The organism is Lactobacillus taiwanensis (assembly GCF_017894345.1).
GTDB classification, from domain to species: Bacteria; Bacillota; Bacilli; order Lactobacillales; family Lactobacillaceae; genus Lactobacillus; species Lactobacillus taiwanensis.
This window is the reverse complement of the sequence record NZ_CP059277.1, coordinates 40,776-58,301: the sequence shown is the minus strand read 5'-3', so window position 1 is coordinate 58,301 and position 17,526 is coordinate 40,776. Positions and strand designations below refer to the sequence as shown.

11 protein-coding genes, 3 pseudogenes and 2 CRISPR repeat arrays are annotated in these 17,526 nt (G+C 32.2%); of the genes and pseudogenes, 8 read left to right on the top strand and 6 right to left on the bottom strand.

The window, feature by feature from the left end:
- Positions 1-191 precede the first annotated feature (191 nt).
- Positions 192-341 (bottom strand): annotated as a pseudogene (locus H1A07_RS09495) (transposase); the annotation flags it as partial.
- Positions 342-362: 21 nt separating this feature from the next.
- On the opposite strand from H1A07_RS09495, the pseudogene H1A07_RS09490 reads away from it, so the two are divergent.
- Positions 363-494, top strand: a pseudogene (locus tag H1A07_RS09490) (zinc ribbon domain-containing protein); the annotation flags it as partial.
- A 157-nt stretch (positions 495-651) separates the two neighbouring features.
- A CRISPR array of direct repeats spans positions 652-951; the repeat unit is 36 nt; unit sequence GTTTTAGATGGTTGTCATTTTGTTACTAATAGAACC.
- Positions 952-1,126: 175 nt separating this feature from the next.
- Here H1A07_RS09490 and H1A07_RS09485 read toward each other — a convergent pair.
- Positions 1,127-1,810, bottom strand: a complete 684-nt coding sequence (locus H1A07_RS09485) for a class A sortase (RefSeq protein ID WP_210145720.1) — start codon at positions 1,808-1,810, stop codon at positions 1,127-1,129.
- A 277-nt stretch (positions 1,811-2,087) separates the two neighbouring features.
- Between H1A07_RS09485 and H1A07_RS09480 the strand changes: the two genes are divergently transcribed.
- The 5 genes from H1A07_RS09480 to H1A07_RS09460 all read left to right on the top strand — a co-directional run bounded on the left by H1A07_RS09480 (position 2,088) and on the right by H1A07_RS09460 (position 6,116).
- A complete protein-coding gene (locus tag H1A07_RS09480; protein ID WP_210145717.1) occupies positions 2,088-2,381 on the top strand; it encodes an HU family DNA-binding protein in 294 nt (97 codons plus the stop codon).
- Positions 2,382-2,728: 347 nt separating this feature from the next.
- A complete protein-coding gene (ssb, locus tag H1A07_RS09475) occupies positions 2,729-3,283 on the top strand; it encodes a single-stranded DNA-binding protein (RefSeq protein WP_210145715.1) in 555 nt (184 codons plus the stop codon).
- Between the two features lie 150 nt (positions 3,284-3,433).
- Positions 3,434-4,720 carry a phage tail tip lysozyme gene (locus tag H1A07_RS09470; protein ID WP_210145712.1) on the top strand — a complete coding sequence of 429 codons (1,287 nt, stop codon included), beginning with the start codon at positions 3,434-3,436 and terminating at the stop codon, positions 4,718-4,720.
- 115 nt (positions 4,721-4,835) lie between these two features.
- A complete protein-coding gene (locus H1A07_RS09465) occupies positions 4,836-5,444 on the top strand; it encodes a hypothetical protein (RefSeq protein WP_210145711.1) in 609 nt (202 codons plus the stop codon).
- A complete protein-coding gene (locus H1A07_RS09460; RefSeq protein WP_210145709.1) occupies positions 5,445-6,116 on the top strand; it encodes a hypothetical protein in 672 nt (223 codons plus the stop codon).
- A gap of 246 nt (positions 6,117-6,362) precedes the next feature.
- A CRISPR array of direct repeats spans positions 6,363-6,722; the repeat unit is 30 nt; unit sequence GTTTTAGAGGGTTGTCATTTTGTTACTACT.
- Positions 6,723-6,954: 232 nt separating this feature from the next.
- Here H1A07_RS09460 and H1A07_RS09455 read toward each other — a convergent pair.
- Positions 6,955-7,589 (bottom strand): annotated as a pseudogene (locus H1A07_RS09455) (class A sortase).
- A gap of 211 nt (positions 7,590-7,800) precedes the next feature.
- Between H1A07_RS09455 and H1A07_RS09450 the strand changes: the two are divergent.
- A complete protein-coding gene (locus tag H1A07_RS09450; protein ID WP_210145706.1) occupies positions 7,801-8,103 on the top strand; it encodes an HU family DNA-binding protein in 303 nt (100 codons plus the stop codon).
- 128 nt (positions 8,104-8,231) lie between these two features.
- Positions 8,232-8,462: a hypothetical protein gene (locus tag H1A07_RS09445; RefSeq protein ID WP_210145704.1), complete on the top strand. Its 231-nt coding sequence runs from the start codon at positions 8,232-8,234 to the stop codon at positions 8,460-8,462.
- Positions 8,463-8,936: 474 nt separating this feature from the next.
- Here the strand turns inward: H1A07_RS09445 and H1A07_RS09440 are convergent, their stop codons facing one another.
- The 3 genes from H1A07_RS09440 to H1A07_RS09430 form a co-directional block, all read right to left on the bottom strand.
- Positions 8,937-11,126 carry a transglycosylase domain-containing protein gene (locus tag H1A07_RS09440; RefSeq protein WP_210145701.1) on the bottom strand — a complete coding sequence of 730 codons (2,190 nt, stop codon included), beginning with the start codon at positions 11,124-11,126 and terminating at the stop codon, positions 8,937-8,939.
- A gap of 833 nt (positions 11,127-11,959) precedes the next feature.
- On the bottom strand, positions 11,960-16,168 hold the full coding sequence (gene cas9, locus H1A07_RS09435; RefSeq protein WP_210145698.1) for a type II CRISPR RNA-guided endonuclease Cas9: 4,209 nt from the start codon (positions 16,166-16,168) through the stop codon (positions 11,960-11,962).
- Between the two features lie 216 nt (positions 16,169-16,384).
- Entirely contained in the window at positions 16,385-16,648 is a 264-nt protein-coding gene (locus tag H1A07_RS09430; protein ID WP_210145697.1) for a hypothetical protein, read from the bottom strand.
- Between the last annotated feature and the right edge of the window lie 878 nt (positions 16,649-17,526).

Below are 17,526 nucleotides of genomic sequence, written 5' to 3'. Positions count from 1 at the left end.
ATGACTAACGTTTAACATTACAATTTTTAACATCATTTTCTAAATTAGCTCCTTTGCTTTGTTACCAATAAAAAATATCTGGATGAAACTTTGGTGTTATTCACAGATAGCAAAAGACATAGAAGTCCTTATCGGATGACTATGTCTTTTTGTTTGTGTTAAAGTTTAATGAATTGTGGCCGGAAATCTCCTCATTTTAATGTGGGGGATGGATAGGGCCTGCCGTCCTTAATCGCATTGTAGACTTGATCGTTAATGTACTTTTCTACAATTTTTTTTGACATGTTTCCAACACTGCCAAAATAGTAAGAAGGCGACCATAAATGACCGCCCCAGCATTTTTGCTTCTTAAGGTCTGGATGCTCATGGGTAAAAACGGCTATCCTAAGCTCGGACTAAAAGATCGTGAATGGACTTGTTCGATATGCAAAACGCATCATATACGAGATTGGAATGCATCTATCAACATATTGGAGAAGAAAAAAGGAATCTGATAAAAAAGCTGATCTGCTCTCAAGCCCCAGAACTCATTCTGTGGTGGGTGACAAACAGTATCGCCGGGAATTAACTACTAGTTGTTCTCTCTTATGGTAAAATAGTTACAATAAAACCGATATTTATCTAAGATTAAATAATAATGATAAAAGGTCGGTTTTAGATGGTTGTCATTTTGTTACTAATAGAACCTGAAAAACCATCTTTACCAGCATCTTTATAGTTTTAGATGGTTGTCATTTTGTTACTAATAGAACCTCGTTGATTGTAAAATCAAATTAAACACTTGTTTTAGATGGTTGTCATTTTGTTACTAATAGAACCATCTTCAAGAATATATTGCGATCCGTATTGGTTTTAGATGGTTATCATTTTGTTACTAATAGAACCTGTTTCACTTTTTCTTATTATTCCCCTTGTGTTTTAGATGGTTGTCATTTTGTTACTAATAGAACCTATTCGATTTTAATAGTATAAATGATAGTAGTTTTAGATGGTTGCCATTTTGTTTACTAATAGAACCATAAAGAAATCTTAAAATAGTTTTAGCGAGTTATCTTTTCGTTACTATTAGAAAGAACCCAAATTAAAAAAGCATTCCTATTAATTTAGGGATGCTTTTTTAATGCTATCAATTTTGAAAATTCAAATTTTTCAATTTTTGTGTAGTTGCTGGTTCTTGGGCAACAAGTGTACCTCTAAGTGCCCACCTTTTTTGACCACCATCAGCACATGTAATCAAGGTTACCATAGGAGTTGAGGTATTATTAACTAACCACACAGCAGTTGGCTCAACTATTTTTTTCATATTAATTTGGTAAGTATAGATTGTTTTCAAGTCGGTTAAATATACATTATCACCAATTTTTACATTTTCTAAAGGTGAAAATAATCCTCCTGAACTAGTCATGTAATGCCCTGCTAATGGATAATTTCCCTTTCCCATTATTTGATCGGGTCTCATTGTACATCCCCCAATCGCCATATTGCTGTTGTTTAAGCCTTTTTCTATCGGTAAAATCATCCCAACACTTGGTATTGAAATAGCACCAATGCCATAATCATATCTATTTTTAGATGTTCTACTCTCAGCAACTTCTTTCCACCCCAGAGAATCTACTTTCGAAAAATCATAACTTGTTTTTTTAGTTTGATTTTTCTTGATAGTTTGCTTTGTAATATTTTTCATTCCTGCAACTTGATTTTGATGCACTAGAGCATTTTTAATTTGTCCATTGAAAATTAAAGCCAACCCAACGCATATACCAAGTATGCTTAAAACAAGTATTATATTGCTTTTAATATGTTTTTTCATTCATCTGTCTTCTTTCGCACCAAGATTCTTTTAACATCTAAAGTATATCTACAACGTTAGAAGTAAATATATATTGTTCAAACTTTGATTAAACCTATTTGAATATTACTGGAAAGTTGCTAAAAGTATGCTTGAAATATGTTTGAAGTATCTTTGAAGAATGATTGATGGCTAATTCAACAATTATTCAATAACTTTAACAATAATATTTTGATGTTTTAGTTAGACTATAATTTCTTTGAAAATCAACATAATTATGAAAGAAGGCAACTGAACGATGGAAACGATTGGAAAAAAAGAACTAGTGAAATTAGTTTCAACTGAAATGAATACTACAAAACTGGAAACCGATAAATTTATTGATACATTTATTGAAGTTATAGAGAATCAGGTAGCTGAGGGGAATAAAGTACGATTAATAGGTTTTGGATCGTTTTTTAGTAGACATAGAGGATCTCGAAAGGGATGCGATATTAATACAGGTAAATCATTCACTATTCCGGAAACCACAGTACCAAGCTTTACGTCCGGCGCGAAATTTAGAAAAAAAGTTAAGGATTTAGCTAAATAAGTTTTTAACTGTTTTTGTTTTTTTCTTGTTTTTAAAATACTATTTAATGTATAATGACTTTAAGCTAGTAATCAAAAAACTAGGTATGGAACCTATTCCATGCTTTAATTCTCTAAAAGCAAAACAATAGGAAATAAAACAATACTTTACTACTTCAACAAACTATTATGTTTTAAACACAAATCAAAATAAAAAAATAAAGTGTCTTAAATCATTATTAGCTAAGAAAAAGAGATCTATTTTTAGATCTCTTTTTTGTTTTTTAATGCTTATTTACAATGTTCTATCAAAAACAACTTTTTCGTTAATATGAAAGAAACAATAAATTAGAAAGAGGTTTTGTATCTATGCTTAACGAAATTGTTTTAATCGGTCGATTAACTAAAGATATTGAAGTGAAGCAAACAAACTCAGGTTTGAGTGTTTCTCAATTTGTATTAGCAGTAGAGAGAACATTTAAGAATAGTAACGGTAATAGGGATGCTGATTTCATTTCGTGTGTTATTTGGAGAAAAGCAGCAGAGAACCTAGCGCAATATACTCATAAAGGATCTCTAATTGCTGTTCGAGGAAGACTATCAACACGTTCATACGAAAAAGATGGAAATCGTGTTTATGTTACCGAAGTAGTTGTTGAAGACTTTTATTTGCTAGAAAGTAAAAAAGCTGTACAACAAAGCAGCGATAATTCTGAGCCTGCCCCAAAAGATAGTAATGCAAATGGTACAACGAATAAGATAAGTCAAAACACTCCACAATCTAGTCCTAATGCATCCCCTACTGATAAGATCCCGAATCAAGGTCATGAAAGTACTGAGAGTGCCAGTGATAATGCTTCTACTCAATCTGCAATTGCAGACCTATTCAATGATTCTGATTCCAATGACGATCTTCCGTTCTAAATTTGACGACATTAAAGTAGTAGTTGAATAGTTTCAACTACTACTTTTTTTGTTCACGGCTCAATTAAAGTTAAATATATGCAATTCAACCCTCTTTTTACAAAAGCACTTAATCTAGTAATACTAAGTGGAAAGTGAGACAAATTGGGAATGACGACTTTTGTAAAAAATAATAAATTTTTGCTTATTATTTTTGGAAGTGCCATCTTTATAGTAGTTCTTTTAGCTGCTCTAATAGGTGGTGCTCTATGGGATGAAGAGCAAAAGAATGTTAACAATTGTACTACCAATTCTAGTGACTTTAAAGATAGCAAAATTACTGGAGGTCAAGGCGATTGGGGCAAACAAGGAACTCGTGCTTACAATACAGCTAAGCAAGTATGGGAATATTGGGTAGCATATGGGATGAATGGAGCGCAAGTTGGCGGTATTGTTGGAAATATTGGTGGTGCCGAAAACAAGGCTTTTGTTCTCGATCTAAAAGAATATAGTGGCGGTGGCGGTGGTGGTCTGTATCAATTTACGCCTTATACTAAGTATCTCAAGGGTTCAGATGGTTCATGGTCTGTTAAAAGCCAAAGTGATTTCGTAGTAAAAAGTGAGCCTGCTAGTGTTAAACGATACATGTCTACTACACAAAATAAATCTCCGGAAACTGCTGCTATAGCATGGATGAATATATATGAACGTCCTTCTGCTGCAGCAAGAACAGCGAGTTCAGGTGCTCGTCAATCTGCTGCTAGAAAAGCTTACCAACTTTTTGGTGGAGATAAAATCAAAGGAAAGAGTTCTACTCTTAGTTCAGCTATCAATGCTGCTACTGATGCTACTATTGAAAGTCAATCAAATTGTGATGATGATGATATGCCATCTTCCGGTGAATGGGGTTGGCCATTTAAAGGGATGAGTTATAAGTCTGCTAAAGCCATTATAAAAAATGAACCATATCAAGGATTTGGCTATACTGGTGGTGGACGTGTTAACGGTTATCATGATGGTGTAGACTTTGGTACTGCTAGATATAATAATCAAACTATTCATGCTATACATGGTGGTAAGGTTACTAAGATTGCACACTCAGGTACTACTAATGATACTCTTGGATGGTATGTTTGGGTCACAAGCTCAGATGGCTGGAATGAAATATATCAAGAATTTGGTTTTTCTAATTCAGATAAACAGTATATTAAAGTTAAAGTTGGACAAAATGTAAAAACTGGTGATGCAATCGGCTATTTAACAGCGCATGGTAATGTTAACCATGTACACATTGGTGTCACAAAAAAATCTTTTGAAAATGCTATTAGTCATTCCTTTGATCCTAGTGGTGGGTGGAAAGATCCTCTCGAAATTATCAATAACGGGCTTAAACAATCAAGCGACAAGAGCGATAAAAACGATAAGAATAACAAGAATGACAAGAATGATAAGAAATAATTCCGACTAACTATATTACAACCAACAAAGAAAGGAAAAGAGCTGAAGGCATAATTCCTCATCAGATTCAGATTGAAATTATGGAAACATGCTTTATCAGCTCGAAGTTTTATCAATGAAAAAAAGAACCAAGAAACACTGGTATGCAGACTTTCCTCCACTGCTCGCCATTTTACTTTTATTGCTTCCTACTCTTTTTCTAGGTGCTATGCTTACTAGTTCTATTGAACATTTACAAAATGTAAAGCAACAGATTCCCTCTCAAGAAAAAAAGCTTAGTACATTAAAAAAGGAGTATCAAAATATTGTCCCTAATAAAAATGACTATAAGAGACAAGTTTTCGATCTCCAAGGTAAACAGAAAGAATTACAGGATAAATATACGAAAGCAACAACCGACTTATTCAAAAATCCAACTCCAGATAATCTAACTCCTCAAAAAATTAAGTCGTTCTATCCTTATTTTGGCAAAAAAGGTGCGAAATATTTAAGAAAAGATATATTGCAGCATAGTATTCTTACAGGTGAAAAAACTGTAGTAACCTTTTCAGATTTCGACATAACTAATAAGGTCATTCTGATTCATATTTATACCCAATATAAATTAGATCCAGATCTTAATACAAATACATCAGGAGCTGCCTACTTTGATGTCAGCTATAACTTTACGACAAAACAAGGAACGCTCCTAAATGCTTATATCAAGGACAAAGAGGAAAATTAAATGCATAACTACAGAAATCTTCATACATGGACACCTTTTTATAAATACCTAGCCCTTTTATTATTATGTTTAATTCCTGTATTGTTATTGGCGCTCTTATATATCCAGAAGCCATTTAATACTTATCAAAATCAGCTTAATTATCTGAAAGAGCAACAATCTATTACACAAACTAAAATTAAACGTAAACAATCTCTATTAGATTATGAGCAAGCACAAAAGGCTCTTAATAATTCAAATCCCAAAGTTCGTTTAAGTGCAAAGCAAATATCTGCTGATACTGATGTTCAAAATGTTTCTAAAAAACTATTCCCTATTTTATTAAATTATTCTTCTTCAAAAGAGTATAGCGCTCGTAAAAATAAGGCTAAACCTTATTTAGCTCCTTCTCTTTTGAATAGTGAAGATCTATTTCTTTCCGATAAAGACGATGGGGTTAACTATATTTCTACTGTTGGTTTATCTTCATCTTTCATATCTCTTAACGCTTCAACTGGTACTGTTGATGATAAATCCGATGTAGTTCCTGTAATCGTGACCGTGACTTATAAAGTTGGCTTTAAAGATAAACGTGCAGCAAAAGTTATAGATATCTATAGTGGTAGTTTTAACTATGAGACCAATAAGTTTGTAACTTTAACTTTCATGAACAATCTTAGTCAAGGAGTTTAGTGGCAGTTTTAATAAAAATTTGCGTATTTAATCTTGTCGCTATAAGAATTATTTGTTATAATTCAATTGTTAGGTAATTCCTAACTTTAGTAGTAACAAAATGACAATCTAATTAAAATCAAGGAAGCTGTATTTATACAGCAACTTTTAATCTTTATTCCCGTTTTAACGGGTTTTTTTTATATTTAAAAAATTAATATAAAACCTATCTTTTATCATACATTAAATAAAAATGATAAAGGGTCGGTTTTAGATGGTTGTCACTTTGTTACTACTAAGATCCAATCCACGGATAGATAGTGAATGTTAACAGTTTTAGAGGGTTGTCATTTTGTTACTACTAAGACCTCCAAGGTGTTGTATACCCATTTTCGGCCGGTTTTAGAGGGTTGTCATTTTGTTACTACTGAGGCCATGTGGGACTAGTACATTGACAATTAAGCCGTTTTAGAGGGTTGTCATTTTGTTACTACTGAGACCTGAAAGAGCATCGCTATTTCTAAATATTAAGTTTTAGATGGTTGTCGTTTCGTTACTACTAAAACCGTATAGCAAAAGCAAAGGGCGGCAAAGTATGTTTTAGAAGGTTGTCACTTTGCTACTACTAAGACCCAAAAGTTATGAAATTATTCGATGGAATATGTTTTAGAAGGTTGCCATTTTATTGAAGATTAGCTGGAGAATACCTCAGATTTTAATTTTGGGGATAAATCCAGCTTTTTTCTTGGCGTACTTTAGTGCCGGTGTAGTTCATGAGGTACTTCACCTGTTAGGGATGTTTTTTGTAACCTTATTTTTTCAAATTAAAAGAATTTAAATTTTGTCGTGTTGCTGGAACTTATCCAATAAAATTTCCTATAAGTGCCCATCTCTTTTGACCACCATCTGCACAAGTAATTAAAGTGATTATTGGACTTTTTGTATTATCAACTAACCATACTGCTGTTGGCTCAACTATTTTTTTTATATTAATTTTATAGACATAAATAGTGGTCATATCCGTTATATATACTTTATTTCCAATTTGAACATTTTCTAAAGGAGAAAACAAACTGCCCGAACTAGTCATGCAATGTCCAGCTAATGGATAATTTCCTTCTCCCATTACCTGATCTGATCTCATAGTACATGCACCTATAGCCATATTTGTATTGCTTAGTCCCTTTTCTATTGGCAAATACATCCCAACATCGGGAATTGCAATAGTCCCAATACCATAATCATACGTATTTTTAGATATTCTGCTATCCGTAACTTCTTTCCAACCAAGTGAATGTACTTTTGAAAAGTCATAACTTGCTTTTTTATTTTTATTCTTTTCAACCGTTTTTTAGTAATTTTATTTATTCCAGCAACTTGATTTTGATGAACCAATGCATTTTTTATTTGACCATTAAAAATTAAAGCTAACCCGATACACGCACCAAGCAAGCTTAAAGTAAGTATTACTTTACTTTTAAATTTTTTTGCCATAGAAATATACTTCCTTTCGTACTTATTGCTTATTTATGAAGAAAGTATATCCTCTATATTGTTAAGATCCTGATAATGTTCAAACTATAATCAAACTTGCTTGAATTTTTTATTATTTTAGCTATTCTTTTTTCTTTTTAGCTAAAATATACTTATTAATATCAGTTGATCAAAGGTCACGCTGATTCGTTATTGAAAGAAGGTACTATTAATGGCAACAATTGGAAAAAAAGAGCTTGTTAAACTAATTGCAGCAAAAATGAATACGACACAGATTGAAGCAGATAAATTTGTTAATACATTCATAGACGTTATTGAAAATCAGGTAGCGGAGGGGAATAGAGTAAGATTAATCGGGTTTGGATCTTTCGATAAAAGAGATAGAGGTGCTCGTAGAGGACTCGATATTAGATCAGGTAAGCCTATTACTATTCCTGCAACCACTGTACCTGCCTTTACCTCGGGAGCTGAATTTAGAAAAAAAGTAAAAAAAATTGCTGAAGAAAGCAAATAACAACACCATACGTATTCAGCATATCTTTCCTTCCAATTATAAAAAAGTTCTGAATTAACAGAGCCTTTTTTTCTTAGATTATAATTAATTTGGATTTCTATTCATATAATAAATAGGAGAACGAGATAATGAAAAAACAATTCTTTAATCCAGAATTTAATACTGTTGATATGTATGAGGAAGTTTGGATAGTAGAGAAAATTAATGTTAAAGATGAAAAAAATTTACTAGTAAAAAATCATTATTGGAGAGATAAATTTGGAGAATTGTGGGCTGATTTTGATAATCCGATGGAAAATGTTTATCGAGGTTTTGAAGCTTATAGAACAAGAAAAGAACAAGAAAAGGATTTTTATTGAAGATTAGCTGGAGAAAACCTCAGATTTTACATTCTATAAGAAATCCTGTTGATGAATAGTTTATAAAGAGAGCTAAGCAACTATAAAATAGTTGTATGGCTCTTTTTCTTTGACCAAATTTTCTTCCAGTCTATTGAGATGAACTACACCGGCACTAAAGTACCAGGTTTCTGGGAACACTGAGTAGTGTTTAGGATCTTACTTTGATCTTGATATTTCAAGCCAAGTACCTAACTCACAGAACTCAGCTTTTTACCATGGCCAGCCCCTGACCATTTGGCTCTTAGCCTTCCTGTTTTGGCTTTATTCAAGATTAATTCCTTTGAGCATTATTTTTACCTCCTTTCTTGATAAAGAATATCAAAGAAAGGAGGGTTAAAACAAAAATACACCAAAAAAAAGCTGGATTCATCCCCAGATTAAAATCTGAGGTTTTCTCCAGCTAATCTTCATAAATCTGTAATCTTAATCTACCTAATTTTCGGGCTCATAATAGTAATAGTATATAATTTCTTGGTCAGTTTGTGAGTTCTGAGTCTGTGAATTGCTATTAGTATCAGTATTAGAATTACTTTGATTATTTACTGATTTTTCATTACTTATATCTTTGTCCTCTTGTATATTTGGTTGAATATTTTTCACAAATTGTTGTGGCCTTTTTTTTATAACTTTTTGTGATTGATTACTTTTTATTGATCCAGGTGAAGTACTGTTTCCCTTTAGAAATACTTCTCGAGTTCCATTGACATTCTTAGTTATTACAGAGCGCGGTTTTATCCAATCAGTTGATCTTTTATTGGCCATCATATATTTCATCATAGACTTATAGAGATTTTGTGCCGATAATTCTCCGTCACTATTTATTTTCCCATCTGATAAACGATCATACCCGGTCCATATGCTTATTACATACTCTTTTGTATATCCTACAAACCATGAATCTTTTGGTGTATTAGCATATGATGGATATTTAGTTAATTCATCTTCTGAATATTTAACCGTACCCGTCTTTCCAGCTTGGTATAACCCTTTCAATTTGACGGATTTACCAGTACCATTATTAATAACATCTTTTAACATATCTGTAATCATATAGGCCGTTGACTGCTTCATAACTCTTTTTCCGCTTGAATTATAATTTTGTACAGTTCCATCAACTGTTTCAATTTTTGAAATGAATTTAGGTTGGTAATATATTCCTTCGGTTGCTAACGCTCCGTATGCACCAGCTAACTGTGCTGTTGAGACATTAGCCCCTATCCCAACCGACAAGCCCTGCCTTTTAGGAATATCTATATCCATATTCTTAACAAATTTTGTAGCTTTATCCATTCCTACTGCTTCCAGGGCTCGAATTGCTGGAACATTTCGTGATTGGGTCAGAGCTTGTCTCATAGTTATATTTCCCCAGTAAGCATTATCCCAATTATAGAGTTGTGTATTGCTACCTCGATAAATATATGGAGTGTCAGCAAGTATTTGCGCACTTGACCAGCCTTTATATTCTAAAGCAGGCGCATAGTCTAAAATCGGCTTTATACTCGATCCTGAGGAGCGATCGGTCTGTACAGCACGATTTAATCCTAATTGGATATTAGGAAGCTTACGGCCGCCTAAAATTGCTAATACGTGACCATTACTTGAATCTAATACAGTGGCTCCGACTTGCATTTTATCACTCGAGAATTTTACTTTATTATTTGCTAACTCATATAGCTGTTTTTGAGCTGCCGAATCCATGTTAATAGTTATTTTTAACTTATCTTTGTATGGATCATAGCCTAGTCTATGAACTTCATTTATTACTTCTTTTAGATATGGATCATCCATTTTACGCCTTTGGGATAAGTCATCATTTTTAATTCTTATCAATCCGTCCTGAACATTTTCCTTAATAGCTTGGCTATATTCTTGTTGGGTAATCTTCTTATTATTGAGCATAGCTTTTAATACAAGATTTCTTCGATATGTAGCCGCTTTGGGAAATATATAGGGATCATAAGTGGAGGGAGCATTTATCATCCCTGCTAAAAGGGCAGTTTGCGATAAATTAAGATCTTTCAATTTTTTATTATAGAAATATTTTGCTGCAGTCCCCACACCATAGATGTTGTAGTTCATGTATACCTTATTTAAATAATATTCGAGTATTTTGTCCTTAGAATATTTATTGGATACTTGTACAGCAAGCCATGCCTCCTGAGCTTTTCGTTTCATTGTCCTATCTGATGTTTTAGTTGAAAACAGCGTTAATTTAATTAATTGTTGAGTAATTGTAGAGCCACCTTCGACAACTGCCCTGTTTTTGATATTTTTCAAAGTAGAGGAAGTAATCCTAATAGGATCTAACCCAATTTTTTCTTTATAAAATCTCTTATCTTCAATAGAGATAACAGCATCTCGCATAGAGTGAGGTATTTCACTAATAGGAGTATATCGATTTTTATCAAGTCCAAGGGACATATAAAATCTACCATCAGTTGTATATAGCTTAGAGGATCCTTCTCCATGTAACTGACTTGAAGTAATTGTGGGAGTATCTTTCACATAATAAAAAAATAGAATACATCCTCCTGTAATGGATAAAGCCAATATTATGATAAAGATCTTCATTAATGTAAATACGGAACCATACTTATTGTTGTGTTTTCGACTTGTACTCATATGTATCTTCCTTGTGTAATGATACATACAATAATACTGTAGTTATCTCATAATTTTTCATTTTCAAATTTTACACAAAAAACACTTTTGCTAAATATCCCAATGCCCTAACTTAATGACATTGTAAATATCAACAAAAGTGTTTTTTTAATGACAGTCTTCTAAAACCGCTTGAATAATATCATCACGTTGATTTTCAGTCTAGTAGTAATAGATTATTAATCTTCTAAAACTATGGTTGCAGGCAAAAGTTTTTTAACCACATTTTAGTAGTAACAAGATGGCAATTCTCTAAAACACTTTCCAGAGTCAATGTTCTTTCCAACAGGATCTTAGTAGTAACAAAATGGCAACCGTCTAAAACAATCTGAGCAATCCATTTTTATACGACGCCAGTCTTAGTAGTAGCAAAATGATAATCGTCTAAAATATAACTAGTCGTATAACAATCGTTTTTCAAAGCTTTAGCAATAGCAAAGTGACAACTTTCTAAAACCTTCATTCGCATTGATTAGTTTTTCAGCAAGGTCTTAGTAGTAACAAAATGACAACTGTCTAAAACATTAGACTTGATAAAAGAAAGCCACCTTTTGGTTCTATTAGTAACAAAATGACAACTGTCTAAAACTATAAAAGAAATTAGAATATTTAGTCATGAGGTTCTATTAGTAACAAAATGACAACCATCTAAAACCGACCGTTTATCATTATTATTTAATCTAAGATAAATATCGGTTTTATTGTTACTATTCTACCATAAAACTTAATTACCAACAGGAATGGAGAGGAACAACAAAAAGCATCCCTAAGACAATAAGGGATGCATTAAAAGACTATTTAATTTTATCTACTTGAACTTTATACTCTGTTAAACCAGAAGCAGACTGAAAAACAAGTTGACTATCAGCTGAAAGAATCATGTTTCGTGACAAAATAGTACTGTTGATATGCAATTTAGATAAATTACCAGCTCTTTTAGAAGCATGTAGAGTAATTAATAATTGCAAAACAGCATTTTTCTGTTCAGAAATATCTAATTTATCAAAGTACTTCATGAAGCCAGTAGTAATTTTATTGCGAGTTTTTCCAACATCGAAAATTGAAACTCTTGTGTTGAGAATGTGTAAAAGTTCTTCAACAACGCTTTTTAACCGTTTTGATATTTCAGTTGGATCATCACTGTAATCTTTTGTCTTTTTATGAAGATTGAAGTAAGGATCTTCTACATAATCCGCAAGAATTTTTTTGGAACTTTGGGAAACATCAAATTGGTATAAGCTGTTTAGATATTGAGGTGAGCTTACTAAAAATCTTTGTCCATTCTCAATAACAACTTGGTTTAATCGAACAGGAGATTTAAGGATTCTAAAGTCTTTAACTTTTGAAGAGATAATAGAATTCTTCAAAAGTGAGTAAAGTTTTAAGTTCTTATCTTGTTTAGAATTCTTAAGAATATCGGCGTATCTTTGAGGAACTCCAACTAGTTTATAGGCATTAGAACCATTTTTATAAATCAATTCAATTAAGCATAAGTAAGAATTTTTACTGGAACTGAATCCACCATAGAGAGTGGTATCCATATTTTTCTTAAAAGGAAAAAGAGTACGAGTTTTTGCAGTATCTCTCTCCAAAATTGGATATCTTGTGGCATCAAAGATAGGGCCGTTTTTAATGGTTGATTCTTGTGAAATATTATGTCGAGTCAGATTATAGGCAATATTCAGTTTTTCAATTAAATCTCTCTTTTTAAATACTGGAACATTAGAAGTTGAAATGATCTCCTCATCCTTACCGTACAATAAGCGCCATAAGAAGTTAAAGTGCTTAATATCTTTCAAATTATCCAATTCTTTATCAGATTTAAGGGCATTCTTTTCTTTAGGACTATCTCGTAGGTATTCTCCGAAAACAAAATAACGTTTCAAAGACGGATATACTTTTGAGAAGTAATTTGCAGTAAAAGCAGTAAGATATGCATCCATTCCGTGATAGAAATCATTTAAATTCTTTAACTTATACAAGTCGAAATTATATCTGAGTTGGCGGACATATTCATTTTTGATAAGAATGAGTGTGGTATCAGGATATATGGAATGGAGAATTGTAGCTAAGAGCTTAATAACCACATTATTGTTAGTTAATTGCCGGTTAGTATAAATAAGTTTATTGTAGGGATCAATATTATCAGGATCAGTCAGAAGATTATCAAACTGTTTATTTGGAATTAAACCAAGTTCTTTGTATCGATTCCACATATCTCTTACCGACATATGTAAATCTTGAACTTTTAGATTACCAAATCTAAATGCTGCACCATCCATTCCCTTTTTAGGCACAGTTGAATTTTTAACAAGCATAATATTATTAAATGAATCATCTGAAATTAAAGATGGTGGAAGAATATGAATAATAGAAGTTTGATTTAAATCGTTTAAATCTAATGGCTGTCCAGTTAATCCATCTCTACCAGCTTGTTTAAAGTACAGATAAGTTTTCTTATCCATAAGTTTTTTATCAGTAGAGTCAACAAGCTGCTTACGGAGAAGAGTAGTAATAATATTTTTATCTGAAATCGAATCGTACAACTTAATTAACTTCTTTTGTCGATTTAACATAAGCTGACTTTCATTTTGTGGATTTCGATTGTACTTCAGAGCAATAACTTTAGGAACAGCTCCTTGCTTAGTGACTATATCCTTAACGACATTAAGTACTTCGTTAACTGCTTTTTTATTGTCAGGTGAAATATAGGCCTTTTCAATTAAATCCTGCGGAGTCGCAAAAGCACTGGCATTCATATTTTCTTCTTCAATAAGGGCTTTAAAAGCAGGTTTAGATATAATTTGAATAAATGTGAGTTTAGTATTCCACATCGTACTTAGGATACTGTTACCATTTGATGGGATCAGTTCCGTTAAGAGTTTATGTGAGACTTTACCCCAGCCACTTAGTCTAATTTTTGCTAAAGCTTCCCTTTGGTCTTCACTAAGCCACTCTATTTCTTTTAATTTTAAAGCATAAATCTTTGAATCCTCAAAAACTGTAGACCATTCAACAATCTTTTCAATATCTAGACGCTTTGATTTATCATCCATTAAATCTCCCAAAATTTTCTTGAAATCAAGGTAAGTAGATAACTGATTGTTAAATTTTTTAGGATCTGAAAGTCCTGTAACTGAATATACTTCATGACCTCTTTTAGCAAATGCTTGTTTTAGTCTTTTTACCGAAACTGTTTTATATTTTTTAAATAGCTCGTTATAAATCCATTGTTTTTCAGAAACAGAAAGTTTTTTATTATTAACTTTAATTTTATTTAACTCATCTAGTACTGTGAACTTTTGATAAATCAATGAGTTTGCAGGCATTACTGGCTGATCGAATAGATAAGTATCTTGACCAATCATTCGTTTAATAAAAGCATCGGCAGTCTTTTCAATATCAACTTTTTGAGCAAAGTTCCAAGGAGTAATCGTACCCTCTTCTTTTCGAACTAGCCAAGAAAATCGTTGATTCTCAGGGATGCCTTTTTTCTTTTGATCTTCCGGAGTATCAAGGGGACCGATATAATACGGAATTTTAAAGTTTACTAATTGGCTTATTTCATATGGCGAGTCAGCTAAATTAGACTTATCAGCAGAAGGATTTTCTTTTATTAAAAACGGATAGTACTTTCCTTGATTTTCCAAAATCTTATTTAATTCAAGAGCAATCAATTGATGTGGTATTACCGTATTTTCCCTAACTCTTTGCTTTGGCATGAAGTTATCTAGCTCAATTTTGGCAATAATTTCTCGTCCTTCTGGAAGTTCTTTTTGCTTCGAAATAATTTGCTTCAAGTTTTTGTAAAACTCTTCTTTGGTCAAAGAAGTAGTCTTTAGACGCTTTCTCGCCTTACCAATATTTCCGCTCCGATTATTAATATAAAGTCGATAATTATCTCTGAGTTGTTGTGTGACTGTTTCATCATCTGGTAATATTTGGCTTAACTTACTGATGTATCGGTTGAAAAGCTCTCGATCTTCCAAATGTTGCTTATAGCTATTAACCTTAGCTTCTGCAATTGTTGAAGCTTCTCCCAATGTTTCTCTCAAAAGTAAAGCATTGTACCAATTTGTTAGAGCGGTAACTATTTTTAATTCCATTGTGCCAAGCTTTGTTTTAAGCATGTCCATTTTGATGTCTATTTCACTATTTCCAAGATTAAAAGACCATTCTTTTGGATCATCAACATCGATATTAAGCAAGACATTGAATTTTACTTTGTAATCTAGCAATGCATTAATAACTTGCGTCACGACTGCCTTATTTTGCTTATCCGTGTCTTTATCTTTATTGCTTTTCACAAATAAGAGAGTTCTTAAATATTTAATCTTCTCTTTTTTTAACATTGGCTCATCTAATATTTGATTTATTTCAGCAGCTTTATTCAAATCAAATTTAATATTGAATCCTATTTGATTTAAATTTTCTTCAAGATCTTTCAAAACGGTTTCAGTATCTACTGTTTCTGCCGTGAAATTCTTGACCGGAGTTTCTAGTAAGAAATGTCCCCTATTTTTCAAAAGTGCATGTAGAGCTATATAGATCTCTCTTATATCAAATTGGCGATGTTCTGTTAAGAGTGCTTGCTGTAAATGATACACAGTCGGATATTGTTGATAGTATGCTCTTTCTTCTTCCTTTGTTGGAAATAAAATACTCTCGTACTTCTCCCTTGTTTTATCTCCTTTTGCTACATAGGAATTCTTTAGTCTATTGAAAAACTGAGGATCTATTTTAGTAATCTCAGGTCTCATGATGTCGTCAAAATATTTTAAACGGCTTTTCTTATGATTGAGCATTCGTCTAGCGGATCTAAAGTTTCTCCGATCTTCAGCTTTATCTCTAGTTCTAAATATTCTAGCTCCAATACCGTATTTATTATGTACGGGTTTTAGAATTTCATTATCGTCGTTAATAACCGCATAACCAGTTGAACTGGTTCCTACTGTTATTCCCATTATATAGTTGCCTTCTGTATGTTCTATATTTTTATTCATTGTTGCCCCTTCTTCTATGTACTAGGTCTTATGTCACCTAGTTAATTTCTAACTAATAAGATTATCAAATTAAATTGTCTTATAACGAAAATTCACCAGTTATTTTTGAATAATTTTTGTTTTTTGTACTAAAGCAAGAACATTACAAATTGAATTTTAGTACTTGCAGATTAATATTTTGCTAAAACACTCTTATTTGCCCCCCTTATTAGCCCATTACAGTGTTTTTTTGTACTTTGCGTAGAATGTGCTTAATGGAACATTCAAAGCTTCTGCCGCTTGTTTACGGTTAACATACGTGGTCCCGTTTATTTTAATTTGTTTGCTACCAAGAGGTTTTACTTTACTTAATAAGTTTAACCCTCTGTACCCTTTTTTATAATATTTTCGTACTGTTGAATAAGATAAATTGTAGGTATCGCTAAAGCCTTTAAGTGTATAAGTAGTATTTTGAATATTAACTGTTTTTGCGTTTACCATTAGTGTTAATTCCTCTCTAAGCATAATGTTTCAATTCATATTGCGTTAGTTTATAGAATTTTTTTTTTTATTGAGGAATGTTTATATTTGATGATTTTTCAACTTGTGGATAACGTATATATATTTTTTTAAGTTCTTACCTCCCCTTTAAATAACCTTTATATATAATACCTTTAAAAAAACCTTTAAAGATACCTTTAGCGATTCTATGAGCCCTACTCTCCCAAGACTTTCAGACGTTGATTAGCACCGTGAGGGGAGATTTTCGCCTATTATGAACAACTTGAGGGGAGATTTTCGCCTATTATGAACAACCTGAGGGGAGATTAATTAGCACCGTGAGGGGAGGTTTAGAACACCGTGAGGGGAGATTAAAAACACCATGAAGGGAGGTATAAATTAGTAAATTACACTTTCTGTTGTGGATAACTTTTATTAGAATTATGACATTTTAAAATTAATTTTTATATTGTGATTTTCCATTATTTTGCAGTATATATTTTTGATCAAACCACAAGATATAGTGTTTCTAATAAAGCAATCGTATTTTATCCACTTTTATATAGACATCGTGAGGGAAAATGAAAAATAGATAAACACCGTGAAGGGAAGTTTTCAAATTGTGATTAGAGCGGGATTTTATAGCAATTTTTAAGAAATTCAGACCATATTGAATAAAGCACCATCAGGGGAAACAAAAAACTAGAAAAACACCGTGAGGGGATGTCTCTAAATTATGATTAGACTGGGATTTTATAGCAATTTTTTATAAAATTTAGACTTTTTTTGAATAAAGCACCATCAGGGGAAATAAAAGAACTAGAAAAACACCGTGAGGGGATGTCTCTAAATTATGATTAAACTGGGATTTTATAGCA